Origin of the sequence: Gardnerella sp. DNF00476 (genome assembly GCF_049262735.1) — a bacterium.
Lineage (GTDB): Bacteria > Actinomycetota > Actinomycetes > Actinomycetales > Bifidobacteriaceae > Bifidobacterium > Bifidobacterium vaginale.
Genome location: NZ_CP058401.1, coordinates 282,242 through 308,891 on the forward strand (window position 1 = coordinate 282,242; position 26,650 = coordinate 308,891).

The window sequence follows — 26,650 nt, forward strand, 5'->3', positions numbered from 1 at the left end:
ATCAATCCACAATTTGCGAACGAGCCACAATTATTCATCGCGCTAATGTTTACGCGAATCGTAGTACGCAACAAGTTTTAGCGAGAATCGCACCGCAAGCTTGCAAGCCAGCGCTACTCTTTCGACTAGCCGACTAGCAGGATTGCGTGCAAATTTTTTCATCAGCATCGCCACCTTTCGCTACGTCGCCTTAAAGCGCGAAGCTTTTTGGCAGTTTTGCAGATAAAATCTTTAATCAGTGTCTTACGCAACAACGCATCAAGCATCGCGCGCCCCCACTTGGTTTGCTCAAGGAAGAACCCAGCTGCCATCACGCCCGTGCCAATCACGCACAGCACGCTCATCAGCATGTTCCAGTTCACGCAATCTTCCCCGCCTGTCTTCGGCAGCTTAAATTGTTCGACCACGTGTACTGGGAAATACTTGACAGCCCAATCTTCATCCCTATTACCAGTTGGATTAATCGTTGCTGCAATGTCGTTATTTGTAACGTCAATTTTGTGATCGTCACCAACAGCCGCTTTGTATGTATCCAAAGCATCAGGCTTCAACGCAAACACAGCGCAATAGTATTCTCCAGTTTGAGTAGGCGCTTTGCTGCTCGTAATAGTTCCGCTTGCGCGCTCTGTTGTATTTCCAGTGCTGTCAAACAAAAGGTACTTACCTGCAGGATTGCAGCCATCACCAGCTTTACCACTCTTACGGCACTCCTGTTGTTCCTGGAAGCTTGCATGATCCCATGCCTTCTGCCAATCAAGTTTGAAGAACAGCTTATCGAGATTTTCACTCCACTGTTGCGAATTACTGCTGTTAGAAGTAGCACTACCTTCCCTACACAGTAATCTAAGAGTAATGCCGCCAATTTTATGAGATGACCAAGAGTCAATACCCATATTCTTCAGCAAGCCAATACCCTTCATAACAGTAATGCCATTAATATCGTCTACAGGTCCAGTAAACTTGCCATTTTCATACTGCTTGTATACGTTAAGATGCAAATCACCATTCAACTTCCATGGTCGCAAAATATTCACAGACGCATAAATAGGCTTACCATTGTTACCAGAATCTTCATCTTGAGAAGTGGAACCATCTGGATAGTGAACAACAACAGGCACTTTATCAGGATTATTCTCTGTCGTGGCAGGCATCCACTTATGAGGATAAAAAGCTACTTTGCCGAATTTACCAGCTTGGGTTTTATCCTTAGCATTCTTTTTATCATCGGTATTATCTTGGCCATTTTCAAACAAAGCGTAGGTTAACAATGGAATATTTGCATTTTCAGATTTATACTTCTTAATCTCAAACCAAGTTCCAGCAGGCAAATCGCCTGTTTTAATATCATCCTGATTGTAGGTAGCTTCATTTGCATTCTTGGTACTTTGCGGCGCGCCAGAAGTTCCGTGAGTACCAGCATCAAGGGTAATGGTCTCATACTTTGGGTTATAGTAGTGAGAATCTGGATGCACGGAAATATTTAACGTACTTACTGACCAGTCAATACTATTTACAGTATCCAGCTCAGGATTATTTGCATTTGTTTTATTATTTAAAACAGTTTTAATCTGATCGAAAACATTACCTGAAGAAAGGTGCTTTCTTACAATTCCATCGAACTTATCTTGCAGTTTTCCATGCTTACCTTTAATGACAAGATCTTTAATAGCGTATACTTTGCAAACAAAGTCACCGTAATTCTTAGGAGTACCTTTAATATACCCATTAGTACGCTCAGTAGTTTCATTATTACCATTGGCATTCACGTCATAGTCATAAAGGTAATCTGAAATATTACATCCACTACCATTAGATTTATTACACTTCTTACGCAAAGCATTATCCGTAGCATGCAACCACTGTTTTGGAGAAGAAGTGTTCCCTGGACCAACAAGAGTTAAACCATTAATTCCTCCAAGTTTGTAAGAATTAGGTTTAGCTTTACCAGTCTTAGTATCCTTCTCATAGCAAATCATGCGTTGATAAATAAGACCTGGCTTATATGTTGACCAAGAGTCAACAAGCTTATCTTGAATTTTTTTATTCTTCTTATACTCGTTACTTCCAAGAATATGGAGCTTTAAATCACCATTACGTGGAGTTTCTCGAACAACATGTACCTTCGCGTACACGGGGTTTCCAAGATTACCTGAATCTGGGTCTTCAGAAGTAGAACCATCTGGATAGTGCACAACTACAGGCTGATTGTAATCACCATCTTCCATCCACTTATGAGGTCGGAACGTAACCTTACCAAATCTACTTCCAGATCCCTCAGATGAATCATTGCCTTTATTTCCGCTCTTTGGCTTATTACTTTGATTTTCAGGTTCCCAATCAGCCCAGTTTAACTTATTATCACCAGTTTTATATTTTTTAAACTCAAACCATGTTCCGTCAGGAAGTGGGCCTTGCTTAACATCACCCTGATTCTTATTGGCATTGTTAGCATTTTTCTGGCTTGTAGGAGATGAAGTTGTATTCTTGTACACTTTACCATCAATAACTTTTGTACTGTTAGTAAAGTTACCAGCTCTAGCAGTTATAGGCACATAACTAGGGTTGTATCTGTGAGACAGTGAGTAAACAGTAAAGCGGAAAAGAGATGAAGCCATATCTCCGGAGTTATAATCCTTCATAAGAGACGGAGAATCTTTAGCTAATTTATCAAAGTTTTCTAATAATTGGCTACCTTGATGGAACGCAAACACTCTGCAACCAAAGGTACCTTTAGAGATAGGAGTACCACTGATTGTTGCGCGAGAACGCTCCATAGTATCTTTTTCATAATCTTTTTTATAAAGATACTTATTAGTTTCACACTTAAGATTATCTCTTGTACATAGTGCTTCTTGCTTTTCGCTTGCACGTTCCCATTGCACTGGATCTCCAAGATGCAATCCATTAAAACTATCAGAACTACTTTTTATAAAAGTGTGATTTGCTGTGATATCATTCTTCTCTTCGTAACAAATAGAACGAAATACAATCTTGCCCTGATTAACATTAGACCATGAGTCAAGAATCAAATTTGGTTTCATTTTTTCATTGATAGTAAGATTCAGCGGCCTATTCGAATCCACTCCAATACCACTTAGACTATAATTATCGTTACCTTTATTTATTGCTAAATGTAAGTCACCTTGACCTGCAATAATTTTTTTTACGGTGACTTTGGCATAAACAGGAGCACCCTCATTCGCTGAGTAAGGATCTGCAGAAGTAGAACCATCTGGATAGGTAACAAGCACAGGCGTCTGTTCACTTTTGCCTTGATCAACTTTACCTGGAGTAAAATGTACCCTACCTGTATTCAAATCATTATTCTCAATTTTTGACCAACTTAATACCTTAGAACTAATGTCAATAGTGCTATCGCCTAATTTCTTAGTATATTTTTTTAAGACGAATGAAGTACCTCGAGGAAGAGGACCCTCTTGAATAATAACGTTATTTTTTCTCTTTGAATCTTTAGCACTAGTAGGTGGATTTGCATAAGCATTCTTCGCAGTAGGCTCAACATTTTCTAACGTCTCATACACAGGGTTGTATATCCACGATTGAGGTATGACCTTAACCTTCGTATTGTGAGTGTATTCAAGAGTCTTAGAATTGTTGCAATTGTACAATTCGGGATTAGGATATGTAATTTTTGTGCCAAAAGTAAAAGTCTTATCTTTATCAGATTTACGAGGATTATATGTTATGTATCCTGAATTAGGATTAATATAAACAGACCCTTCAGGCATATTATTAGGAGAATTTACTGTTTGAATACTACTATCAGACTTGTTTACAATTGAGTATCGTATACCAATATCATCAGGTAAATCAGTGGAAGTTTTTCCATCATACACAAATTTACCTTTAGAACTGTCACCCTCCCATTTACCCGTTTTGATAAAAGGCTTTACTGTTACTGGACGACCATAAGTAGTAAGCGGAACATTATCCTTACCGTAATCTTTCAGCATAGAATCGTTATACTGTGGGTAATCAATGTCATTCACACCTTTAGGGTTCATGTTATGCAAGTGTTCCACATAATCAGGTATGCCATCACCATCAGTATCAAATGGACCAAAAACCGCGTACTTATTTCTACGATAATCACTTCTAAAACCAGCAGCAACAGGCATTTTTGTATACACATCTTTTTCAGTGTATCCATTTGCTAGGTAGGCAGTAACAATCCACGTATAACGTCTATCATTAGACCACTCCCAGCTCGCGAACATTGTCTCAAAAAGATTTCTATCATTCCACTTTTTTATTTCGCACATAGAATACTGACAATCCTCAGTATTCCCTTGTAATCGCGAGTATTTGTAAGGATTTGGAAGGCCACCGCCAACGCCATTGTCTCCACTCGAAGGTCCAAGATTATCATTCCAGTTATTGTTGAAACCATTAAGCTGACCATTATCATTAGGATTTTTAGTATATGTCCAAGCTGTCCATTTTCCTCCATATGTTTTAAGAGTACCAATACGCATATCATCTTGATCTTCACGAACAAGCTGTGCAGAAGTCTCACCGATGTTTATCTTACCGCTTGAACCTTCCCAATAACGTTTAACAAGTATTGAACTTTTATCTAAACCCTTAGGCAGGAACAATGAAAGCGTAGGTCTACCCAGATAAGCAGTACCGTCTTTAGGTTTATTTCCTTTAGGCTGCATCTCACCTGAATCAAGCTGCCTAGCAAACTCAGCATTCCTGTTGAAAATTATTTTATAAGTTACTTTCGTTCTTCCATTTTCTTTTTCAATAACAGGATCTTCAATCCTCATATCTCTAAATGCATCAGCAGCATCATAAGTATGCTCTTCATCTTTTCTACCTTTATTATCTTCAGTTGTAGCAGCAACATAACCGTTACCAGCGTAATCCCACCAAACACTTGCCGCATTAGCACTATTCACTGGCGGCACGATGAGCATGGTTACTATGGTGGCAAAGGTGACAATTATTGCAAGAATCATGTTTCGGAAGATATGCGATTTTCTTGCTGTTTTACCTATGTATGAACTTAATGAATCATTATCCGATAATGAAGAAGAAGATGATGAAGATAAAGAAGATGATGAAGAATTTACTTGCATATTTGAGTACGAATAAATTGGCGCACTGTGGTAATCGGAATCTGGGCGCGTTGAATAGGTAGAGTCAGAACCAGCAGGCGCATCTGCCACGCTATTCGCATTGTCAGTATCGCTCACAGAAAAAACCTTCTGCGCAATGCAGTACACGCGAGATGCGAAACGAGCAAACTTTGCAGGTAACATAATCGACTCACCTTCGATTGTCATTTTTGGCTAGTTTGTACATCCTAGCCATTTTGGCAATTTCGGCTATTGCATAAGCAACACCCTGCTTTTACACGAATCCCAAAATTGGGCAGAATACTACACGTATCAAGTACAGAAGTACTAAGAGCATTCAAATACATGAACTAGCATTTAGCAATTGCAGCATTTACAAACAACGCTTAATGCGATTCCACATGTGAGCACAACAATAAAGCAGCAGAACGCGCAGCTTTACTAAAGTACTCAAGCAAAAGCATTTAGCAAATATACCCCCCCCCCTAACGAATTGCAAGAAAAAATAGACTTTAACAGAACTTTAAGGAAAAGTTTTTACAATCGTTCTCTTTTACAAAAAAATCTATTGATTGATTGCTAATAACAGAATAGTTTTATGTAGTAGGTGAAGTGTTTTGCGTGACCTGCGTGTCGTAAAACCACAACATCTTGTGGTTCGGATGCGCACTGACCACAAATCGCCAGCTATGTAGTGCGATTGTACTGAATTTCAGCGTTTTTGATACAAACGCACTACATAAAAGCGCTCAGGCAGGTCGTCGCGCAAACTCGGGAAAGCAGATCATTCGTTCGAGCACTGCAGAGTATTGCAAAACGTTACGAGTTTGATAGCACTGCGATACAATTAACAAAGTCAAAGCAAAACACACGGCAAATAACGCGAATACACAAATAACACGGAAGGCAGCACTACGATTAGCTTAATTAGGCGGCAGATTCTGCCAGAGTTTATACCAGTTGGCGCACGAATTGTTGTGCGAACATACAAAGTCGCGCAATTAGGCGGCGACGAAAGATTGCAAACAGCCACTGGCAGATCGCAAGCAACCGACGCCAGCGAAGAAACAACCGACGCCAAATCGCAAAAAATCGAATACCACGACGCGATTGGTCACGTAATCAGCTGGGACGGAGCAACATTGCATCTTATGCGAGACGCGGCAGCAAACGGAAGCCGACCCGAGCAAGAAATGTTCATCGACGCGCGCACAATCGTGCGATTAAAGCCCGTGCCCGAGCGCAAACATCGCAGCTAATCTACGCAAGCTATGTAGTGCGATTTTACTGAATTTCAGCGTGTCGTACCGCGTGCTACGCTTTAAGCAAAAAGGCAGGTCGTCGCGCGAGAGAATGTTGCTCTAATTGGCGTGTCGAGCAACAAAAAGCGGAAAGTTTTCCCGACTTTGTAGCTCAAAACCACAAAATCAACAACAAAAAGCGGAAATATCGTTCGCGCACTACAGCGCAATGCGAAGGCAGATCGTCACGCAAAGCGCTATTCAACAACGCCGTTAGAAATCAGCTCGCGCGCAACCTCGCGATACTCCTTAGCAGTCTTATGCTCAGGAGCAAAAATCGTAATCGGAACCGCCGCAACAGTGGAATCTGGCAGCTTAATCGAACGCGAAATAACAGAATGCAGCACGCGCCCCTGGAAAGCCTCGTAAATCCTTTGCAAAACCTCTTCGCTATGCAAAGTGCGCGTAAACATAGTAACGAGCACGCCAAACACTTGCAAATCTGGGTTAATTCTGTGCTGCACTTTTTCAATCGACTGCATAAGCAGCGCCACGCCTCTAAGCGCAAAGAACTCCGCAGCAACAGGAATAATCACACCATCCGCCGCCGTAAGCGCGTTTACAGTGAGCAAGCCAAGCGAAGGCTGGCAGTCAATAATAATAACGTCGTATTCGTTACGAACTTTGCGCAACACGCCAGCCAAAATCTGCTCGCGACCAACCTCGGTAACAAGCTGCACCTCTGCAGCAGAAAGATCAATGTTTGCAGGCATAACGTCAATGTTTTCGGTGGCAGTGTGACGAATCACATCGTGCACGTCTACAGAAGAATCAAAAAGCGCCGTATAAACCGTGTTATCAAGCGCGTTCGCATTAATCCCAAGCCCCACCGTTGCAGCGCCTTGCGGATCGAAGTCAACAATTAAAACTCGCCTACCGTATTGACTCAACGCACCAGCGATATTGATGGAGCTGGTGGTTTTACCAACGCCACCCTTCTGGTTACACATAGCAATAATGCGCGCAGGACCGTGCGTTGTAAGCGCATCGGGCGCGCGGAAAGTCTCATATTCGCGTCCAAGTAAATCAGTAGGCATAAACTTCAGTCTATCAAAAGGTATGTTCAGTGAATCGATGCGTCGTTGTGTATCTATCTCGCGCGCGGATGACTCATAACATACGCCTCCATAAGCGCATCTGGGCTTATATGCGTATAAATTTGCGTTGTTGTAACGGACGCATGACCAAGCAGCTCCTGCACAGTGCGAACATCGGCGCCCCCCGAAATCAAATGCGTTGCAAATGAATGTCGAAGCGTGTGCGGATGCAATTCTTTGCCAATTTTAGCCATTTTGCCAGCACGCGAAATCGCCTCCCACGCGGATTGACGAGATAGCGATTTGCCACGTTTGTTGAGGAAAATCACGTGAGTATTAGCAGATTTTGACGATGAGCTTAAGGGTGACTTGAGTCGCGACTTTGCGGTTGCTGGCGACTTTTGCGCGCGACTTGCAAGAATAGGTCTTGCGTTAGCTAAATAATCGCGCAACGCGCGTACCGCGCACTTTCCAATCGGCACAAGCCTCTGCTTTTGACCCTTGCCACTAAGCCGCACAACTGATTCCGTCAAATCAATATCCTCGAATTTTAGTCCAACCGCCTCGCTCACGCGCGCGCCAGTCGCGTACAAAAATTCCACAAGCGCACGGTCTCGAAGCGAGACGGCATCCGTGCTACCAAATCCGCCAGCAGCATCGATTACGCGCTCCACTTCGCTAATGCTGAGCACGTCTGGAAGATGCTCCGCTTGCTTTGGCGCTTTGACTTCTGCAGAAGGGTCGCTTGCGATTTGCGCGTTGGAAAGCATGAATTTGTTCCACTCGTGGATGCTTGCGATTCGCCGCGCAATCGTGCGAGGTCCTAAGTTTTGCGATGACATTGCTTGTGATGACATTGCGCGCACGTATTCTTCAATATCTAGTTGCGTGATTTCATTAACATCGTTTATTTTTCGGGCTTCGCGCAGCCAGTTCGTGTATTTTGTAAGATCCGACTCGTAAGCTTCAACGGTTTTTGGCGAAAGCCCGCGCTCCACGCTTATGTGGTTTAGAAACTGCTGGATTTTTGGGGAAAATGGCGATTGCTGCGATTCGGTCATATGTCAATTATATGCCGCTCGAATCTACCACTTCGAGTTGCGTAATGCGCAAGCAACCGCAGAATCGCTAAACGCCACGCCAACAATCTGCTCGCCGCTTTGCGCGCTTTGAATCAGCTGACTTTGCCAATCACCTGCACAATCAAGCGCAAATCGAAGCTCGCGCAAATCGCCAGCCGACTTATCGCAAGCAACCGCGCGCTCCTTATACTTGTATTCGCGCCAAGAATCAGCCTTAGCAAAAAACGCGCGCTCATCGCTAGCAACCGCCGAATCGCCATCGCTCCTCTCAAGCATCTTCTTCGCAAAACTCAACTCCTCAATCACACTCCCAAGCAAATCCGCAACATTTCGCCGATTTTCCGCAACCATTGCACGCGTGCGATCTGGATCCGTAAGCGCCACTCGCGTCATATCTCGCCAAGAACCAGCCGACATTTGCAACGCAACATTGCGATTTTCGCTTCCGCACAAAACGTTCGCCAGCGCTGTAGAAACAACGTGCGGCATGTGCGAAATCAGCGCCGCCGAAGCGTCGTGTATAGAATCGTTCAACACAAGCGCGCGATTGCCACACAACGACACAATAACGCGCAAAACCGCGCAAAACCGCCAAAAATCACTGCTCTCATCAACGCTAACTGCCCAAAGCGCGCCGTCCAGCAGCTGCGCGCTAGACGCCTGCCAACCCGTAAACTCGCTTCCAGCCATAGGGTGCGCACCAATGTAGCAATCGCCAAGCCCCGCGGTCTTAACCTGCTCGCGCACAAGCCCCTTAACGCTACCAACATCCGTCAAAGTTGTGCGCTGCTTGTTGATTCCGCGCGAAATCTCGCCAAGAACTTCTGGCATAGAGGCAAGCGAATTGCATAAAATCAAAACATTTGGCTGCATGCGCGCAAGCTCCGCAACGCTTTCAACGCAAGTGATTCCAAGCACCCTCGCCTCTTTATACATTGTTTGATGGCGATTATACGCGTACACTTTGCAGGAGCCAGTCGCAGCCAAACGCTTTGCGATTGATCCGCCAATAAGTCCAAGTCCAACAATACCAACAGAAAATTTTTTAGAAAATCCAACATCTTCTACCATAATAATTCTCTTTCTGCACGCATTGTGTTCAAAGCGCTCAAAGCATCAACTAGAGCATCGCCTGGAGCATCAATACACACTCCGCCATTAGGCAGCATCCAATCATTCATAACCGGATTATCTCTATTATCAGAAGGATACACTGCTAAAACTCGCACCCAATCACCATGTTCAACAACTTCTTGAATCATAGCTTTGCACGTAGAATCCCAAGGAGCAGCATCAACAGTGGCAATAAAACTATATAAACCATCTTGACCTTTAATCGGCCTAGACATAAAAGAAGTCATATTAAGACCATGATCGCGCACAACGTCAAGCAAATTTGCTAGCACTCCAGCACCTGTACAACGCGGAATAAAAGCAATAATCGAAGAAAAAGATGAATAGCATTCGCGATGCATACTAACAAAATTGAAAGCCTCATCTCTAGGAGCTAACACTAAAAACTCAGTGCGCGCGCCAGAAAAATCTTCAACAGCTTCACTCACAATCCGCCTATTGTATAAATCAGCACAAATTTTAGGGCACAAAGCAACTTCGCCAGGAACTAAATCCCTACAAGCAGCAGCGTTTGAAGACGCAGTTTTTTCTTTCAATCCATGCTTTTGAGCAAACTTACGGCATTGTGCCAACGCGTGAGGGTGAGCAACAATAGTCGAACAGTTATCGATTGAATCCGACTGGCAAACAACAGCATCAAAACTTATATCAACGCCCAAGCGAGCAATGCCAACCATATTTTTTGCATCAATTAATAGATCTAAATTAGGTATTACTACGCCTTCAATATTGTTTTCCCACGCAATAATACCCAAATCGTGACAATCTTCAATTTTGCTAGCGATATTACGAATATTCTCACACGCAGTTGGAATAAGACGCAAAGCACCTAACGATTTACATTGTTCTTTAACTTTTAAAGCAGCTTGATGAGTAAAAGAACCTTCCGGCCCTAAATAGCATAATTTACGAGCATTATTACTGTTCTTATTACTATTCATGACTATATTGCTATTCATGACTATTCCTCAAAACTACTCTAAGACTGTAAGTAAGACTACTGCATAATGCTATTTTTGCACAAACATGCAGCAAATTCACCTATAAAAATTCACCTATAAACTAACTTACACTTATTTAGCACCGCTTATTTAGCATCAGAGATAACAAAGAATTTATTAGGGATAAAAAGCAAAACTACGTGAACAATAATAATGCCATAAAGCCAAAAATATCCAGCATTTTGCGCAATCCACGGAAGATTATCCGCGCCAAAACCAACTGCAACAAGCACGCCTCGAAACGCGCCAAAAATCCTAAACCATCCAAGCGCAATCATCCACACAACCGAACAGCACACAATTGCGTGCAAAATAAAGCCAAACATGCCACAAAGCATGCGAGCAAAACACGCGCTCAAAGTAACAAGCAAAAGCGCGATTACAAGACCGTACGGAAAGTTGTACATAGCGCCCATTCGATGCGCAAAAGTGCCCAAAACCGCGCAAAATGCCGCCAAAACGCATAAAGCCGCACACTTGCTAGCAAATAGCACGGAATGCGACTTTATGTTAAACATCATTTTAAGGAATCACGCAGCATTATTTTGACGACGCTGCTTAGCACGCCACTTATACCATTCATCACGGCTCAAAATGATCTTGCGCACGCGAATCGACTCAGGCGTAACTTCCACACACTCATCTTCGTTAGCAAAGTCAAGCGACTCTTCCAAGCTCATCTTAATTGGTGGAGTCAAAGTCTCAAGCACATCTGCTGTAGAAGAACGCATGTTAGTCATATGCTTAGCAAGCGTAATGTTAACGTCCAACTCGTCTGGCTTATTGTTAATACCAACGATTTGACCTTCGTACACAGGGCTTTGCGGATCCACAAAGAACACGCCACGCGCCTGCAAACGCTGCATAGCATAAGGCGTTGCAACACCCTTACGATCGCAAACCATGGAGCCGTTTTGACGAGTTACAATCTGACCAGCCCATGGAGCATAGCCTGCAGAAATAGAGCTTGCGATTCCCGTTCCGCGAGTCGCAGAAAGAAGAGCTGTGCGGAAGCCAATAAGACCGCGAGAAGGAACAGTAAATTGCAAGCGAATCCAGCCAGATCCGTGATTGCTCATAGAATCCATGCGACCCTTGCGATCCGCCATAAGCTGCGTAACAGTACCCATGTATTCTTCTGGAACATCAATCGTAGTGTTTTCCATAGGCTCGTTAATTTGACCGTCAATCGTCTTAGTAACAACTTGAGGACGACCAACTGTAAGCTCGTAGCCTTCGCGACGCATTTGCTCCGCCAAAACTGCCAACGCCAACTCGCCACGACCCTGAACTTCCCAAGCATCTGGGCGGTCTGTTGGAAGAACCTTAATAGACACGTTACCAATAAGCTCTCGATCAAGCCTATCTTTAATCATGCGCGCTGTAAGCTTGTGATCCTTGCCTTCTGTGCCAGCAAGCGGCGAATCGTTAATGCCGAAAGTCATGGAGATAGCTGGATCGTCAACGTGAATCAATGGAAGAGGCTTTGGATCGTTCTGATCTACAATCGTCTCGCCAATCATAATGTCATTAACGCCTGCAACTGCAACAATATCTCCAGGACCTGCAGATGCAACAGGAGTGCGCTCCAAGCCTTGCGTGCGCAAAAGCTCAGAAACACGGAAGTTTTCAATAGAGCCGTCTACACGAGAAAGCCCGTAAGTCTTACCCTTTTCCAAAGTGCCATTGTAGATTCGCACTAAGCCGAGGCGACCGAGGAAGTCGGAAGAATCGATGTTTGCAACGTGCGCCTGAAGAGGTGCGCCTTCCTCGTACTCTGGTGCTGGAATGTTGGAGATAATGGAGTCAAAAAGAGGCTCCAAATTATCGTTATCTGGCAAGCCGCCGTTTTCTGGCTGATTCAAGGATGCATAGCCAGCTTTTGCCGCGCAATAAATAACAGGCAAATCAAGAAGCGAATCAATATCTAGGTCGATTCCTTCTTCAACAACGTCTTGTGCAAGACCGAGAAGCAAATCTGTAGCTTCGCTCACAACCTCGTCAATACGCGCATCTGGACGATCCGTTTTGTTAACGCACAAAATCACTGGCAACTTTGCCTCAAGAGCCTTGCGTAGAACGAATCGAGTTTGCGGAAGTGGGCCTTCGGAAGCGTCAACAAGCAGCACAACGCCATCAACCATGGAGATGCCGCGCTCTACTTCGCCACCAAAGTCGGCGTGACCTGGGGTATCGATTACGTTGATTGTAATTCCCTCTGGGTGACCGTACTTTTCTGCGAGCGGGCCAGTGTATTGCACAGCAGTGTTCTTGGCAAGAATGGTGATGCCTTTTTCGCGCTCAAGGTCGTTGGAGTCCATTACGCGGTCTGGCACTTCTTCTCGCTCAGAGAATACGTGCGACTGCTGAAGCATGGCATTTACGAGCGTTGTTTTACCATGATCAACGTGCGCTACGATTGCCACATTTCTAATATCACCGCGAACAGTCATTACAAACCTCTTCCGTTTTATTTAGCCAAACCTAGACGAGTTTACTCGCGGCTTTAGACACGCTATTACACGAGAGATATTGACGCATTTTGTAGCTCGAAACGGCAAAATCAACAACAAAAAGCGGAAAACAACCGACGCGCTATATAACAGAAACCGATTCAAGCAATTGCAGATTCGCTGGCACCTTCTGGCAAATACTTGTCGTATCCTTCTTCTTCCAACTCGTCTGCAAGCTCTGGTCCTGCCGTCTTTACAAAGTGACCTTGCGCAAAAACGTGAACAATATCTGGCTTAATGTACTTTAGGATTCGCGTGTAATGCGTAACCATCATAATGCCCAAACCAGTGTTTTCTTTGGCGCGATTTACGCCTTCCGAAACAATTCGCAAAGCATCCACGTCTAGCCCAGAATCCGTCTCGTCTAAAATCGCAAACTTTGGCTTTAAAATCTCTAGTTGCAAAACTTCCGCGCGCTTTTTCTCGCCGCCCGAAAATCCCTCGTTTACAGAGCGAGACGCAAATTTTGGGTCCATTCTTAAGCGCTTCATTGCTTCGTTAAGCTCTTTAACCCACGCGCGCAAAGTCGGAGCCTCTCCGCTCACTTCTGTTTTTGCTGTGCGCAAAAAGTTCGTCATCGAAACGCCAGGTACCTCTACCGGGTATTGCATTGCAAGAAACAGCCCAGCTTTTGCGCGCTCGTCTGGAGTCATCTTCAAAATATCTTCGCCGTCTAGAAGCACCTGACCCGAATCCACTTCGTACTTTGGGTGACCTGCCAAAGTGTATGCGAGAGTAGACTTTCCAGAGCCATTCGGACCCATAATAGCGTGCGTTTCGCCAGAATTAACTGTAAGATTTACGCCCTTTAAGATTTGCTTGCGCCCCTCCTTTGTTTCTACAGACGCGTACAAATCCTTGATTTCTAAAGTTGACATGTTTATCTCCTATTCTTCGGTTGCTGGCGATTTTTCCGCATTTACAGATTCTGCGGCTGCTTGCGATTCTTCCGTCTTAGCTAAACGCCTCTCAATCGCAGCCATCAAATGATCTACGATTTGCGGCACGCCAATCTCCTCAATAAGCTCGTTAAAGAATCCGCGCACAACAAGCTTTCTCGCATCCGCTTCGCTCACGCCGCGAGATTGCAAGTAAAACAGCTCCTCGTCGTCGAATCTGCCGACAGAACTTGCATGACCTGCGCCAATAATATTTCCATTTTCAATTTCTAGATTTGGCTCCGAATCGGCAATCGCGCCAGGAGTTAGCACCAAGTTTCTGTTCAACTCGTACGAATCCGTGCCTGGAGCTTCTGGCTTAATAAGCGCGTTTCCAACCCATGTAGAATGCGCTCCCTTGCCGTAAAGCGCGCCCTTATACACTACTCGCGACTTGCATTCTGGGTGATTGTGCACAACCATAGTACGATGCTCAACGTGCTCGCCTGGATCCACAAAATACATGCCAAGCATGTTTAAATCGCCCTTTTCGCCACCAAAATCCTGATCCATGCGGATTCGCACAACGTCTCCGCCAAGCGTGACCATTGTGTGACGAAGCGAAGCACCCTGCCCAACGTGAATCCTATGATTTCCAACGTGTTTGCTGCCTGAATCCCACTCTTGAATGAACGTTGTAGAAACGTGCGCGTTATCTCCAAGAATGATTTCTACGCCTTCAGCAAGCTTTGCAACTCCCGTGTGCTCTACAATAATATCCGCGTTTGTGCAGGAATCGGCTTCAATCACTAAGTGCAAAGCGTCAAGAGATTTCGCAGCGTCTAGCGATTGCAAGTTATTCCCATGAATTTGCAATATTATTGGCTTTGTAACTTCGCCACAAACATGCAAAACGTACGCCGACTTTGCAGAATTCCACGCAACAGCAGCCACGCGATCCGAAGGCTTCATATCTGTATGCGGAGCCTCGTTTTTAGGCAAAATTTGCATCGTTACATGCGAATCGCCATCAACGCCTTTTAGCTCCACAGCAACGTTGTTAGATGGCTTAAAACTATCAAAAAACTCGGAAATTCGCTCAACTGGAGTGTATCGCCAATCTTCCTGCTTCCTAGTTGGAATCGTAAAGTCTTGCACATTAAAAGAGCGCACGGATTTATCTGCACTAGAAGGCATTGCAGCAGGAACCGCGTAAGGATCATTAGGGTCTGCTACAGGAATATTAATTTCTTTTTCCGTCATTTTATTGCCTAAATTCTTTTTCAGATCTTCGCTCATCACCCCACAGATCCTTCCATTTGCAATTCCACAAGACGATTAAGCTCCAGAGCATACTCCATAGGCAACTGGCGACTAATCGGCTCCACAAAGCCGCGCACAATCATGCCCATAGCCTCTTTTTCTTCCAGCCCTCGACTCATCAAATAGAAAAGCTGATCCTCAGAAACCTTAGAAACAGTGGCCTCATGAGCCATTGAAACGTTATCTTCGCGCACGTCAACATGCGGATAAGTGTCGGACCTTGAAAAATCGTCAACAAGCAAAGCGTCGCACACAACTGAAGAGCTAGAGCCGCTAGCGCCCTTAACAATCTTCACAAGACCGCGGTAAGCAGAGCGTCCACCGCCGCGCGAAATCGACTTAGCAACAATCGTAGAACTCGTGTGCGGAGCCAAATGAATCATCTTCGCACCCGTATCTTGGTACTGACCGCGGCCCGCAAAGCTCAAAGACATGGTTTCTGCTTTTGCGTACGGCTCAGCAAGAATGCATGCAGGATACTTCATAGTAGCCTTGGAGCCAATGTTTCCATCAACCCACTCCATTGTGCCGCCTTCGCGCACGTAAGCTCGCTGAGTTACCAAGTTGTACACGTTATTTGACCAATTTTGCACGGTTGTGTAGCGCACGCGCGCATGCTTTTCTACAACAATCTCAACGTTTGCAGCGTGGAGCGAGTCCGTGGAATAGATCGGAGCTGTGCAACCTTCAACGTAATGCACGTACGATCCTTCGTCTGCAATAATCAACGTGCGCTCAAACTGACCCATGTTTGGCGTGTTAATGCGGAAGTAAGCCTGAAGCGGAATATCTACATGCACGCCTTTTGGCACGTACACAAACGATCCGCCACTCCAAGCCGCTGTGTTAAGAGCCGCAAACTTGTTGTCGTCAACTGGAATCACAGTTGCAAAATACTTTTTTACAAGCTCTGGATACTTTTGAACTGCTGTATCCGTATCAACAAAAATCACGCCTTGAGATGCTAAATCCTCGCGAATCGAATTGTAAATAACTTCCGACTCGTACTGTGCTGCAACGCCTGAAACTAAACGCTTTTTCTCCGCCTCTGGAATGCCAAGCCTATCGTAAGTTTTGCGAATATCTTCTGGCAAATCATCCCAAGTTTTCGCTTGATCATGAACAGGGCGCACGTAGTATTTAAAATCGTCTGCGTCAAAACCGCTTAAATCCACTCCCCAATCAGGCATCGGCTTTTGCAAAAACGCGCGGTAGCCTTGCAAACGAAGGTTTAGCATCCACTCTGGCTCGTGTTTGTCTGCGGAAATTGCGCGAACAACCGACTCGTCAATGCCCTTCTTTGCAGCTTCGCCTGCCGCATCCGAATCATGCCAGCCGTAATTGTACTCGCCAAATTCAGCAACAATCTGCTCGTCTTGGCGAATTTTATCTTCGTTTACGCGAGCGCGATCTGCCACGTACTGGCTCATTTCAACGTCTGCCGCGCTGGATTCTGGCGTGCTGGAGTCGTTTTGATTTGCTGCATTCTCATTCAATGATGCGCTTGATTCAGGCTTATTTGAATCATCAACCACTGTTTTACCCTCCTATCAAGCTTATAAATCGATTATACATTTAGCCACGCAACGCACGCTCCGAGATTTTTGACTTTGCGCGATTTTGCCACCATTTTGCCACCAAACGTGACTCAAATCACATCTTTACATTCTCTGCATAAACCTTGTCTGTATAAATGAAAATAAAGAAAAATACTTTATTTTTTATTGCATTTTTATTAAAATCTTATTTAGAAAGGTGGTAATTTAGATGACAACAAATACAGTGAACATTAATTTCAAGCTAAATGCAGACGATAAACGACTTATGGAAAATGTTTGCCGAGAACTAGGGCTTTCAATGAGTGCAGCATTCACAATATTTGCTAAGAAAGTTGGAAGAGAACACAGAATACCATTCGAAGTTTCAGCAGATCCGTTTTACAATCCGGAGAATATAAGTCGTCTTAAAAAATCCATAGCACACATGGAAGAAACAGGCGGCACTATACACGAGGTTCCGCTCGATGATTAAAGCCTGGACAGATGAAGCGTGGGAAGACTTTGAGTACTGGTCTAAGCAAGATAAGAAAACTCTTAAGAGGATCCTTCAGCTTCTTAAAGATATTGATCGCAACGGATATAACGGCATAGGTAAACCAGAACCTCTGAAAGGTGATTTTTCTGGATACTGGAGTAGACGGATTGATGACTGTAACAGAATAGTTTACCGAATCGATGGAAACATAATGAGAATAGTTCAGTGCGGTTCACATTATGATAGATGATCGCAAAATCTACGCACGCGGGAAGGCTTGCGAGTAACGCTGTTTAAGAGCCTGAATAGAAACGTGCGTGTAGCGCTGCGTTGTGTTAAGCGACGAATGCCCCAAAAGCTCCTGAACCTCGCGAAGGTCCGCTCCCCCGTTGAGCATATGTGTTGCAGCACTGTGGCGAAGCGCGTGCGGCGCAACATCTGGCACGTTTGCAGCAGCTGCAGCCTCGTGAACAATGCTCCTAACAATGCGCTGGTCAATGCGCTTTGCTCGCGCGCCCAAAAACAGCGCTTGCGAGTTTACGGCAGATTTTTCTTGCAGCGCACTTCTCCCACAGTCAAGCCACTTTTTACACGCTTTTGCAGCAGGAACACCGAATGGTACTACACGCTGCTTGTTTCCCTTACCTGTAACTTTTACAGTGTGATTTTCAAAATCCATATCTTGCACATTAAGACCCGTAAGCTCCCCCACACGCATGCCCGTGGCATATAAAAGCTCTAAAATCGCAGCATTTCTGAGTGCGATTACATACTCTTGTTTCGTTTTTGTTTGAGATTTTATTTTAGATTTTATTCGCATTTTTATTTGCGACTTTAGTGGTGTATTTTCTTGATGCTCGGTTGCTGGCGACTTATCCACAGCATAATCTTCAGAACGATCCTCAGCACAATCCAATAACTTTTCCGCTTGCGCCTCGTCTAAAACCGTAGGAAGCTCATTAACAATTTTAGGTGTATTAAGAATTTGCGCAGGATTTGCGCTAATCAAACCAACGTGTGTAGTCCATGCAAAAAAGCCGCGCACAGCCACTACTTTGCGAGCCAAACTAGAGCGCGCGTGATTCTTATTAAGCCAATACATCCATTGACGCAGAACGCTTGTAGACACAGAATTTAAATCAGAAAGATCGTTTACACCACACCATTCAAGGCATTGCAAAACATCTACCCTATATGCGCGAAGAGTGCGACTTCCAAGGCCTTTATTTGAACGCAAATAATCAATATACCGATCGGATAAGTCGGAAGCTTCCGTTGACGATACCAAACCATCGTCAAATAATAAATCATTATTATTACGACTGCTAGCCATAGAACCGCCTCAAATCGCCTATATCACAGCAATCAGAAAGCTCTAATTACCGCTTTCTCCGCTAGACTTACGCCTTCTATCCAACACGTGCCAAGCTTTATCTGCAGCAGCAAGCTGAGCCTTGCGCTTGCTAGAACCATCCGCCTCACCCAACAGCTCGTCGCCGCTTTCGTGTGCCAAAACCGCGCGCGCATGGAACACGGGCGCATAATCTGGGCCAGAAACCGACATCCTATATTGCGGCTCGTCAAGCCCCATCTCGTGCGCCAAAACCGTAAGCGAAGTCTTCCAATCCAGAGCAGGACCTTCTGTAAGAACCTCCGCCAAAGTGTCGTCAATCAAACGATGCACTACAGCGCGCGCCTCGTCAATGCCATGCTCAACAAAAGTCGCGCCAATAAGCGCCTCAACAATATCGCACAAAATCGAGTCTTTTTGAGCGCCTCCATGCTCCATCTCGCCATGACCCAAAAGAATATACGGTCCAACGTGCAACTTATCTCGCGCAACCGCGCTCAAAGCCCACTCCGAAACAGCCTTAGCGCGAAGCTTAGCCAACTGACCTTCCGTCATATCTGGGTGAGCAGAAAACAGCGTTTCTGTAGAAACAAGCTCCAAAACAGCGTCTCCCAAAAACTCTAGACGCTCGTAGTTTTTAGTGCCTGGATGCTCGTGCGAAAACGAGCGATGAGTGAGCGCCTCAACAAGTAAATCTGGCGAAATCGTAGTACCGAGCGCGCGTAAAAGCTCCTGAGTAGGGTCACCATCATGAGTATGTCCGTCTTTAGAACGCGTAACACCTATGCTGCTAGTTCTAGCATTTTCTGGATGATTTGGGTTCTGATAATTGCGATTTTGAACGTCATTTTTTACATCATCTTGAATGTCATGCTGATCTTTTGTATTGTTCCCACTCATATTTTCAACATTATAGCGCATGCGTTGAAGTCGTTGATTTACAACCTCATGCAATTTCAAGCTCAATAAAAGCGTGCAAAAACACAAGAACCCTGCCACCCGTCGATGGCAGGGTTCTTTTAAAATACAACCTACTTGGTGTGCGCAGAGCGAATTGCTTCGCGATACACGCGACCGCGGAAGTTACCGCAGGTTGGGCAAGCCATGTGAGACAACGCTGGCGAACCGCAGTTCGGGCAGGTAATAGTCTGCACGGCAGAAGCCTTCCAATTGGCGCGACGCGAATGAGTATTAGCGCGCGAGGTCTTGTACTTTGGCAGTGCCATAATCTTTCCTCTATTTCGTTCAACCGATTGAGCTTAAGCGTTCTGTATATTACAGCAAGCGCCATACATTATTCAGAAACACACTACATGGCAGGTCGTCGTTCGCGCGTTACAGCGCTCTATTCCTCGCGGCTATTAGTAGCCGCTCGGCTGATTTGGCATGTAAAGTCCACTGGACTTTACATTTGAGCCAAATCACGCTTTGAAGGAGCTTGAAATGCGTTATGCAATTTCAAGCTCAGTCAAAGCGCAAGTAAGGTAGAGATTCGAGGTTTTTCGCAGCTAGCGAGGCGAGCCTCAGCATGAAATGGTGACTCGCCGAGAGAGCAAGAAAAATCGAGAATCTCGGTGATGAAAGCTACGCAATTGTTCAAGCACGTAAGAGGGCTGGGTGATTCTTGGTCGAACAGTATAAGAGCGGCAGCCGATACCAAATAATCCAAATGATCAACCACTACAAACAAACCTCAATCCAAAAACAGAATCAAAGCCAAAACGGAACAACCGCAACAACAGACAACACGTAATAGGCAGAGCGTTGTGAGACAAGAAACACCCAGCCCTCACACAACAACAAACAAGGATTTTATTCAGGCAGATTGTTGTGATTCAAGCTTTTGCTTAAGTCCTTCAAGCGCCGCAAACCGAATATCCGTAATATCGTGATGATGATCTGGATGTTCGTTCAAGTTTTCTCCGCATTGCGAGCAAAGGCCCTTGCAATCTGGCTCACACAAAGGTTTAAGCGGCAGCTCGCTAACCATTGTGTCCCTAATCAATGCCTCGATATCAGCAAAGTCGCCTCCGCCAACCAGTGGATACACGTTTCCAGAATCGTCGCCCTCGTCCCAAATATCAGCATCTTCTAAATCATCATTATCGCCATTAGATCTATTAAATTTGGAATTATTGGAACGCGCACCACCCTTGCTTTCCACCTGTGCAAAGAACGCGCACACATCGACGCTCCAATCCCTATGCAACGGCATCAGGCATCTAGAGCACTCTGCGTGTACGCGCGCTGTAATCGTACCCTGGAACATAAGCCCATCCACTACGGAATCAAAGTTGCCGTCTACTGTAACATCGCTCCCTGGCTTCACGCCAATAACGCTGTCTCCTATACCTTCTGGCGCCGGGAAAACGCGATGCAATTGCATGCTACTTCCTGCTCGTGCCGCCATTTGCGCAACTGGTACCGCCCATAAAGACTGGGAGGGATGCGATGCCATTTTTAGTTCCTTTCTTCGCTTTCGTTTACAACTTCTCCATTAACTTGTCTGTTAATCTCGTCTTGCACATGCGCCGCCGCACGCCTGCGTTCTTCTAGAACTCGCTGACCTGCTTGAACATCCTGCTCTAGCTTGTCTAACTGCTGTTTTAAACCTTCCATAACCGTAGCACTGTACTGATCCGCACCACGCGTGAGTTTATCAGCCTTTGCCTGCGCCTCGTTTACGATTCCTCGCGCCTGATTTCTTGCAATGGCGACCACGTTTTCTTGCCCAGCCAAGAATTTAGCTCTCTCTTGTGCTTCTTCAATCATCTGAGCAGCCTGGCTTTGCGCAGAGCTTACGATTGAATTTGCTTGAGCCTGAGCCGTGCGCAAGCGCCTCTCTGCCTCTCGCATTAATGCACTCGCGCGCTCAAGTTGCACTGGTAGCATGTCTTTTAACCTAGATAAGTAGTCGCCGAATTCTTCGCGATCAATCTTTGCCATTCCAGCAGAAAACAGCACGCCTTTTGCTTCATTTAACGTAGTTTCCATTGTGTCGATTATGTCGTAAACCGTTGTGAATTCTTCACGCGACTTTGTTCGCACTTCTTCGCTTACTGTTTGCGGATTAGCGGCTTTAAACACGTTTTCTTTTTCATCTTCAAATTCTATTGCACCACCGTCTTCGCGTTCACGCAAATCTGGCATTGGGAACAAGTTTTGCGCATTATCGCCAGCAGCCGTAGAATCAGCAGAAGAATCGCCAGCAACCGTAGAATCGCCAGCACTATCATCCTTAGTCTTATTCGCCGCAGGCACTGCGTCGTAAGCTTCAAAAGCAGCACTGGGCGAATCATCGTTGTTTGCAATCACTGGATTTAATGGCAACTTTTGGCTGCGATTTGCCGATACTTGGCTTTCCATTGTGTCGTCTTCGTTTTCGCTCATTTTTTCTCCTTCGCTAAGTAGCTGCTCTCTGTTTCTCCTAATAATTTTATTTTATTATTTTAATTTTATGACTTTATTGTACGTATTTTTGTGATATTGCAATTGTTTTAGAAAAAACGTTCTGTAAAAGTGGAACCACATTATCTGGCACCATTCCCGAAACGTCTCCGCCGTGACGAGCAACATCTTTTACAACGGAGCTAGAAACATGTTCCAAAATAGGGTCTGCAGGCAGGAACATGGTTTCTATCCCAGCAAGCTTGCGATTAACCAGAGCCATTCCAAGCTCCGCCTCATAGTCACCATTTTGGCGCAATCCCTTAACTATTACGGTTGCGCCGACTTTTTTGCAATAATCTGTGATAAGACCATCTGTTGAGGCAACAACTATTTTGCACGCTGGCGACTGTGCTGCTCCGCATAAAGGTGGAGCAAATTCCCCGACTGGAAAATCATTTTTTAGGTTTTTAACAGCATTGCGAATAATATCCACACGCTCCGATTCGGAAAACATTGGCGTTTTTGCCGCGTTAACAGCTACCAAAACATGCACTTCTTTAAAGAGATGCGTACAACGTTGTATCACGTCTAAGTGTCCGGCTGTAACGGGATCGTAGGAGCCTGGGCAAACAGCTATAGTCATGCTTTTAGGTTACCACGAATCTGCCACGAGTCTGACACGAATCAGGCATGAGCTATACATAAGCTAGACATAAGCTAGACATAAGCTAGACATAAGCCTATTTTTCCTGCTTGTGTTTCTTTTTCCCCGCGTTTGTTCCCATATTTGACGTTTTGATAAACAAACACGGGCAAAATACGCAGCTCGAAGTCGTCGATTCGCGCGGCGAAAAATCGAGAATCCCCACGCACTAATAGTAGATAGGCATAGGACTATGATTGGCTGCAGGTAAAAGTCGCGTATAAAAGTCGTAAAGAACGCGCTTTAAGTTTGATTACTAAAATTGCAAGAAAGGATTGAAAATGCTTGATTCTTTTGATTTCTCAAAGTCTGAAGCAAAGTCCGAAGTAAAGTCTTACACAAACTCTTCCGTACTCATGACAGACATGTACGAGTACACAATGCTCGACGCAGCACTAAAAGACGGCACAGCAAATCGCAAATGCGTTTTTGAGATTTTTACTAGGCACCTTCCTCAAGGCCGCCGCTACGGAGTGGTAGCAGGCACAGGCAGAATCCTAGAGGAGCTAGCGCGATTCCACTTTAGTGACGATGACTTGCGATTTTTGCAAGACCGCAAAATCGTTAGTAAAGACACCATTAAATGGCTAGAAAACTACCATTTTAGCGGCAAAATCCGCGGTTACAGAGAAGGCGAAATGTTCTTCCCAGATTCGCCGATTTTGCAAGTTGAAGGCACTTTTGGCGAGTGCACGTTGCTAGAAACGTTGCTACTTTCCGTGCTCAACTACGATTGCGCAGTGGCGAGCGCCGCCGCACGCATGGTTTCCGCGTCTGCTGGAAGGCCGTGCATGGATATGGGTGGCAGGCGCACAAACGAGTGGTCGGCTGTGGCTGCTTCTCGCGCGGCGGTAATCGGCGGTTTTAAAGGCACGGCAAACCTGCTTGCGGCAAAGCTTTACGGGCTTAAGGCGATTGGAACGGCCGCGCATTGCTTTACGCTTGTGCACGATTCGGAGCGCGATGCCTTTGAGTCACAAATTGCAGCACTCGGAAAAGGAACAACGTTGCTTGTAGACACATACAACGTAGAAGAGGCTGTTAAAACCGCCGTGCAAGTTGCTGGTGCGGATCTTGGCGGTGTGCGCATTGATTCGGGCGATTTGTGCGTTATGGCTCGTCGCGTTCGCGCTCAGCTCGATGCGTTGGGTGCTAAAAATACTAAAATCACGGTTACGAACGATTTGGACGAGTATGCGCTCGCATCTTTGCAAAATGCGCCAGTTGATTCCTACGGCATTGGAACAATGCTTGTTACAGGTTCGGGCGCGCCTACTTGCGCAATGGTTTATAAGCTTACGGAGCGCGAGGGCACAGATGGAGTTATGCAACCTGTTGCTAAGAAGTCTAAGAATAAGGCGACTGTTCCAGGGCGTAAGCTTGCGTACCGTTCCTACGATTTTAGCGGCGGTGCGAATGGCGGCGTGGCTAGCAATGGCGTAGCCGATTGTGAGCATGTAATTTCTGGCTCGGAGAGTGCCCTCGCGACTTTTAAGCCGCAAGATTCTTGGGAAGATTTGCTAGTTGACTACGTGCAAAATGGCGAATCTAATACAGAGTTTATGGGTCATGACGCAATTATGCGAGCACAGGACTATTGTGCTAAAGCACTTAGCAGACTTCCGATTTCTGCTCAAAGTCTTATGCGTGGCGACCCTGCTATTCCTACAGAAATCAACGTTTTAGGCTAAAAGCCCAGATTGTTCATCTCTTCGTAGATTTTTTTGCACTCTGGGCAAACAGGATAGTCGTTAGCTTCGCGCTTTGGAATCCATACTTTTCCACACAGTGCTACAACTGGGCGGCCAGTCAAGCGCGATTCGATTACGCGATCCTTGGAAACGTAGTGTGCAAAGCGGTCTGCGTCACCGCCATCGTCCATTCGCGCTGATTCATCTACCTCTGGCTTTTCAAGTATGCTCGTGCTTGTGCTAGACCCAGAATCTGGGAGGCTTTGTGAATCGTCTTCCATAACAGCGTTCAAATTAGCAGCGTTTGGATCTTCGCTATACTTTGAATCATTTGAAAACGTCATTGCATCCCTTTCGTACAAATCGCGCTTTGTTGATTGCGACTCATGTTTATACAAGCATAAGTCATAATCGCAACAAATACTCGAATCGACAACTTCGAGCTTAACGCGTGAGTTATTAGCTAAACATATAATTGAGATTATGCTTGAAAATACGAACAGAACTCTTACAGCAGCAGCGGCACGATTGCGCCTATATAACACAGCAACGCACAACACTAGCGGGTTTACAACAGTTACTCCTGGCCACGTTGGGATGTACGTGTGCGGCGCAACTGTGCAAAGCTCGCCTCATATAGGTCATATTCGCGCAGCAATCGCCTTCGATGTTGTTCGCCGATGGCTTTTGCGCCTTGGCTACACTGTTACTTTTGTTAGAAATGTTACAGATATTGACGATAAAATCATCAAAAAAGCTAGCGAAAATGGCCAAACATGGTGGCAGCGCGCCTACATTTACGAGCGCGAGTTTACTGAAGCTTACAACACTCTTGGCGTTATGCCGCCTACTGTGGAGCCGCGCGCGACTGGTCACATAAACGATATGGTGGAGCTTATACAGCGCTTGATTAATCGCGGACACGCATACGCAATAACAGACGCGAATGGCAATCCTACTGGAAACGTGTATTTTAGTGTGCCAAGTTGGCAAGATTACGGCGCACTAACGCATCAAAATGGTAATTCAGATGACAACAATAGTGCTGACAAAGCCGACAAATACAATCCAGTTGACCCTGCTGACGCAAGCCCAGATAAGCATGATGCTCGCGATTTTGCACTTTGGAAAGCACCTTGCGATTTTGACCAAAAAGACGCGCGCTGGAACACGCCGTTTGGAGCAGGACGCCCAGGTTGGCACATTGAATGCTCAGCAATGAGCCACCGCTATCTTGGCGATTCCTTCGACATTCACGGCGGCGGACTAGACTTGCGCTTCCCACACCACGAAAACGAGATGGCACAAACACTCGCTGCTGGATGGAAGAGTGCAAACGTGTGGATGCACTCCGCGTGGGTTACATCTAAGGGCGAAAAAATGAGCAAATCCCTTGGAAACGGTCTTTCTGTTCCATCTGTTTTAGCTCAAAAATCCGCGTGGGTCGTGCGATACGCGCTAGGCGGCGTGCAGTACCGCGCAATGCTTGAGTGGTCGGATCAATCTTTGACCGAGGCACAATCTGCTTATGATCGCATATCTAACTTCCTCGAGCGCGCAAATCGCGTAATCGAAAATCAGCCAGATTATGCGGAAGTTCAAAGCGTTGATGCAGATAATCTTCCAAAAGATTTTACTAAAGCTATGAACGACGATATTAACGTTTCGGGCGCGTTGGCTGCGATTTTTACTGCGATTCGCTCTGGTAACGCGCTTTTGGATGACTATGCGCAAAATCAAAACGAAAATCAAAGCAACGGCATTAAAAGCCTTATTAAGACTTGTGTTTTGCAAGTTCGTGCAATGCTAGACACTCTTGGACTAGACCCTTATTCTCCACAATGGCGCAATCTTTCGCAAAAATCGCAAGATTTAGGTGCGAATAATGGCGCAAGCGCGGAGCATAAGGTTCTTGAATCTTTGATTGCAAATCAGCTTGAACAAAGGGCTATTGCACGCGCAGCTAAGGATTTTGCACGCGCAGACGCGATTCGCGACTCTTTAACCGCCGCTGGCGTTGTAATCGAAGATTGCGCACAAGGGTCATCGTGGCATTTGTCTTAAGTAAAAGCAATGTAAACATGATAAAAAGCAATACAACAAAACA

The 26,650-nt window shown here is 45.4% G+C and carries 22 protein-coding genes; 5 read left to right on the plus strand and 17 right to left on the minus strand.

Annotated features, from left to right (window positions below; genetic code table 11):
* Positions 1–161 precede the first annotated feature (161 nt).
* Complete coding sequence (locus tag HXT25_RS01185) at positions 162–5,288, minus strand: Rib/alpha-like domain-containing protein (protein ID WP_422118833.1); 5,127 nt, start codon at positions 5,286–5,288, stop codon at positions 162–164.
* 794 nt (positions 5,289–6,082) lie between these two features.
* Here HXT25_RS01185 and HXT25_RS01190 point away from each other — a divergent pair.
* A complete protein-coding gene (locus HXT25_RS01190) occupies positions 6,083–6,364 on the plus strand; it encodes a DUF6725 family protein (RefSeq protein ID WP_009994887.1) in 282 nt (93 codons plus the stop codon).
* A 239-nt stretch (positions 6,365–6,603) separates the two neighbouring features.
* Here the strand turns inward: HXT25_RS01190 and HXT25_RS01195 are convergent, their stop codons facing one another.
* From HXT25_RS01195 to sufB, 9 genes are all read right to left on the minus strand, one after another.
* Positions 6,604–7,443 (minus strand): ParA family protein, encoded by an 840-nt coding sequence (locus HXT25_RS01195; protein ID WP_004113420.1) that lies wholly within the window; start codon positions 7,441–7,443, stop codon positions 6,604–6,606.
* A 53-nt stretch (positions 7,444–7,496) separates the two neighbouring features.
* Positions 7,497–8,504 (minus strand): site-specific tyrosine recombinase, encoded by a 1,008-nt coding sequence (locus HXT25_RS01200; protein ID WP_102720776.1) that lies wholly within the window; start codon positions 8,502–8,504, stop codon positions 7,497–7,499.
* A gap of 24 nt (positions 8,505–8,528) precedes the next feature.
* Positions 8,529–9,596 (minus strand): prephenate dehydrogenase, encoded by a 1,068-nt coding sequence (locus tag HXT25_RS01205; protein ID WP_422118601.1) that lies wholly within the window; start codon positions 9,594–9,596, stop codon positions 8,529–8,531.
* Positions 9,590–10,618 (minus strand): prephenate dehydratase, encoded by a 1,029-nt coding sequence (locus HXT25_RS01210; RefSeq protein WP_004113425.1) that lies wholly within the window; start codon positions 10,616–10,618, stop codon positions 9,590–9,592. The genes HXT25_RS01205 and HXT25_RS01210 overlap by 7 nt, the downstream gene beginning before the upstream one ends.
* A 128-nt stretch (positions 10,619–10,746) precedes the next feature.
* Positions 10,747–11,181 (minus strand): hypothetical protein, encoded by a 435-nt coding sequence (locus HXT25_RS01215; protein WP_004574855.1) that lies wholly within the window; start codon positions 11,179–11,181, stop codon positions 10,747–10,749.
* A gap of 9 nt (positions 11,182–11,190) precedes the next feature.
* Entirely contained in the window at positions 11,191–13,113 is a 1,923-nt protein-coding gene (gene typA / locus HXT25_RS01220) for a translational GTPase TypA (protein WP_004114597.1), read from the minus strand.
* A 161-nt stretch (positions 13,114–13,274) separates the two neighbouring features.
* The gene (gene sufC, locus HXT25_RS01225) at positions 13,275–14,051 is read right to left on the minus strand and encodes a Fe-S cluster assembly ATPase SufC (protein ID WP_004114595.1); all 777 of its coding nucleotides are present in this window, start codon (positions 14,049–14,051) and stop codon (positions 13,275–13,277) included.
* A gap of 9 nt (positions 14,052–14,060) precedes the next feature.
* Positions 14,061–15,350 carry a Fe-S cluster assembly protein SufD gene (gene sufD / locus HXT25_RS01230; protein WP_422118602.1) on the minus strand — a complete coding sequence of 430 codons (1,290 nt, stop codon included), beginning with the start codon at positions 15,348–15,350 and terminating at the stop codon, positions 14,061–14,063.
* Positions 15,350–16,909, minus strand: coding sequence for a Fe-S cluster assembly protein SufB (sufB, locus tag HXT25_RS01235; protein WP_004117361.1), 1,560 nt, complete (start codon positions 16,907–16,909; stop codon positions 15,350–15,352). Before sufB ends, sufD begins: the two co-directional genes overlap by 1 nt.
* Positions 16,910–17,141: 232 nt before the next feature.
* On the opposite strand from sufB, the gene HXT25_RS01240 reads away from it, so the two are divergent.
* Together HXT25_RS01240 and HXT25_RS01245 are read left to right on the plus strand one after the other, a co-directional pair.
* On the plus strand, positions 17,142–17,405 hold the full coding sequence (locus tag HXT25_RS01240; RefSeq protein ID WP_004113434.1) for a type II toxin-antitoxin system RelB/DinJ family antitoxin: 264 nt from the start codon (positions 17,142–17,144) through the stop codon (positions 17,403–17,405).
* Positions 17,398–17,658, plus strand: a complete 261-nt coding sequence (locus tag HXT25_RS01245; RefSeq protein WP_004113436.1) for a Txe/YoeB family addiction module toxin — start codon at positions 17,398–17,400, stop codon at positions 17,656–17,658. The genes HXT25_RS01240 and HXT25_RS01245 overlap by 8 nt, the downstream gene beginning before the upstream one ends.
* A gap of 9 nt (positions 17,659–17,667) precedes the next feature.
* Here HXT25_RS01245 and HXT25_RS01250 read toward each other — a convergent pair whose 3' ends face one another.
* From HXT25_RS01250 to coaD, 6 genes are all read right to left on the minus strand, one after another.
* On the minus strand, positions 17,668–18,741 hold the full coding sequence (locus HXT25_RS01250; protein WP_422118603.1) for a tyrosine recombinase XerC: 1,074 nt from the start codon (positions 18,739–18,741) through the stop codon (positions 17,668–17,670).
* A 42-nt stretch (positions 18,742–18,783) separates the two neighbouring features.
* Positions 18,784–19,680, minus strand: coding sequence for a ribonuclease III (gene rnc, locus HXT25_RS01255; protein ID WP_004117354.1), 897 nt, complete (start codon positions 19,678–19,680; stop codon positions 18,784–18,786).
* Between the two features lie 110 nt (positions 19,681–19,790).
* Entirely contained in the window at positions 19,791–19,985 is a 195-nt protein-coding gene (gene rpmF, locus HXT25_RS01260) for a 50S ribosomal protein L32 (protein WP_004113441.1), read from the minus strand.
* Positions 19,986–20,575: 590 nt separating this feature from the next.
* Positions 20,576–21,217, minus strand: a complete 642-nt coding sequence (locus tag HXT25_RS01265) for a YceD family protein (RefSeq protein WP_020760115.1) — start codon at positions 21,215–21,217, stop codon at positions 20,576–20,578.
* Positions 21,218–21,219: 2 nt separating this feature from the next.
* Positions 21,220–22,149, minus strand: coding sequence for a hypothetical protein (locus HXT25_RS01270; protein ID WP_064622838.1), 930 nt, complete (start codon positions 22,147–22,149; stop codon positions 21,220–21,222).
* Between the two features lie 73 nt (positions 22,150–22,222).
* A complete protein-coding gene (gene coaD / locus HXT25_RS01275; RefSeq protein WP_014554409.1) occupies positions 22,223–22,792 on the minus strand; it encodes a pantetheine-phosphate adenylyltransferase in 570 nt (189 codons plus the stop codon).
* Between the two features lie 341 nt (positions 22,793–23,133).
* Between coaD and HXT25_RS01280 the strand changes: the two genes are divergently transcribed.
* A complete protein-coding gene (locus HXT25_RS01280; RefSeq protein ID WP_004114578.1) occupies positions 23,134–24,543 on the plus strand; it encodes a nicotinate phosphoribosyltransferase in 1,410 nt (469 codons plus the stop codon).
* On the opposite strand, the gene HXT25_RS01285 is transcribed toward HXT25_RS01280, so the two are convergent.
* Positions 24,540–24,887: a DUF3039 domain-containing protein gene (locus HXT25_RS01285; protein WP_014554407.1), complete on the minus strand. Its 348-nt coding sequence runs from the start codon at positions 24,885–24,887 to the stop codon at positions 24,540–24,542. The genes HXT25_RS01280 and HXT25_RS01285 overlap by 4 nt on opposite strands.
* A 139-nt stretch (positions 24,888–25,026) precedes the next feature.
* Between HXT25_RS01285 and cysS the strand changes: the two genes are divergently transcribed.
* Positions 25,027–26,607 (plus strand): cysteine--tRNA ligase, encoded by a 1,581-nt coding sequence (cysS, locus tag HXT25_RS01290; protein ID WP_420028042.1) that lies wholly within the window; start codon positions 25,027–25,029, stop codon positions 26,605–26,607.
* Positions 26,608–26,650: the final 43 nt, after the last annotated feature.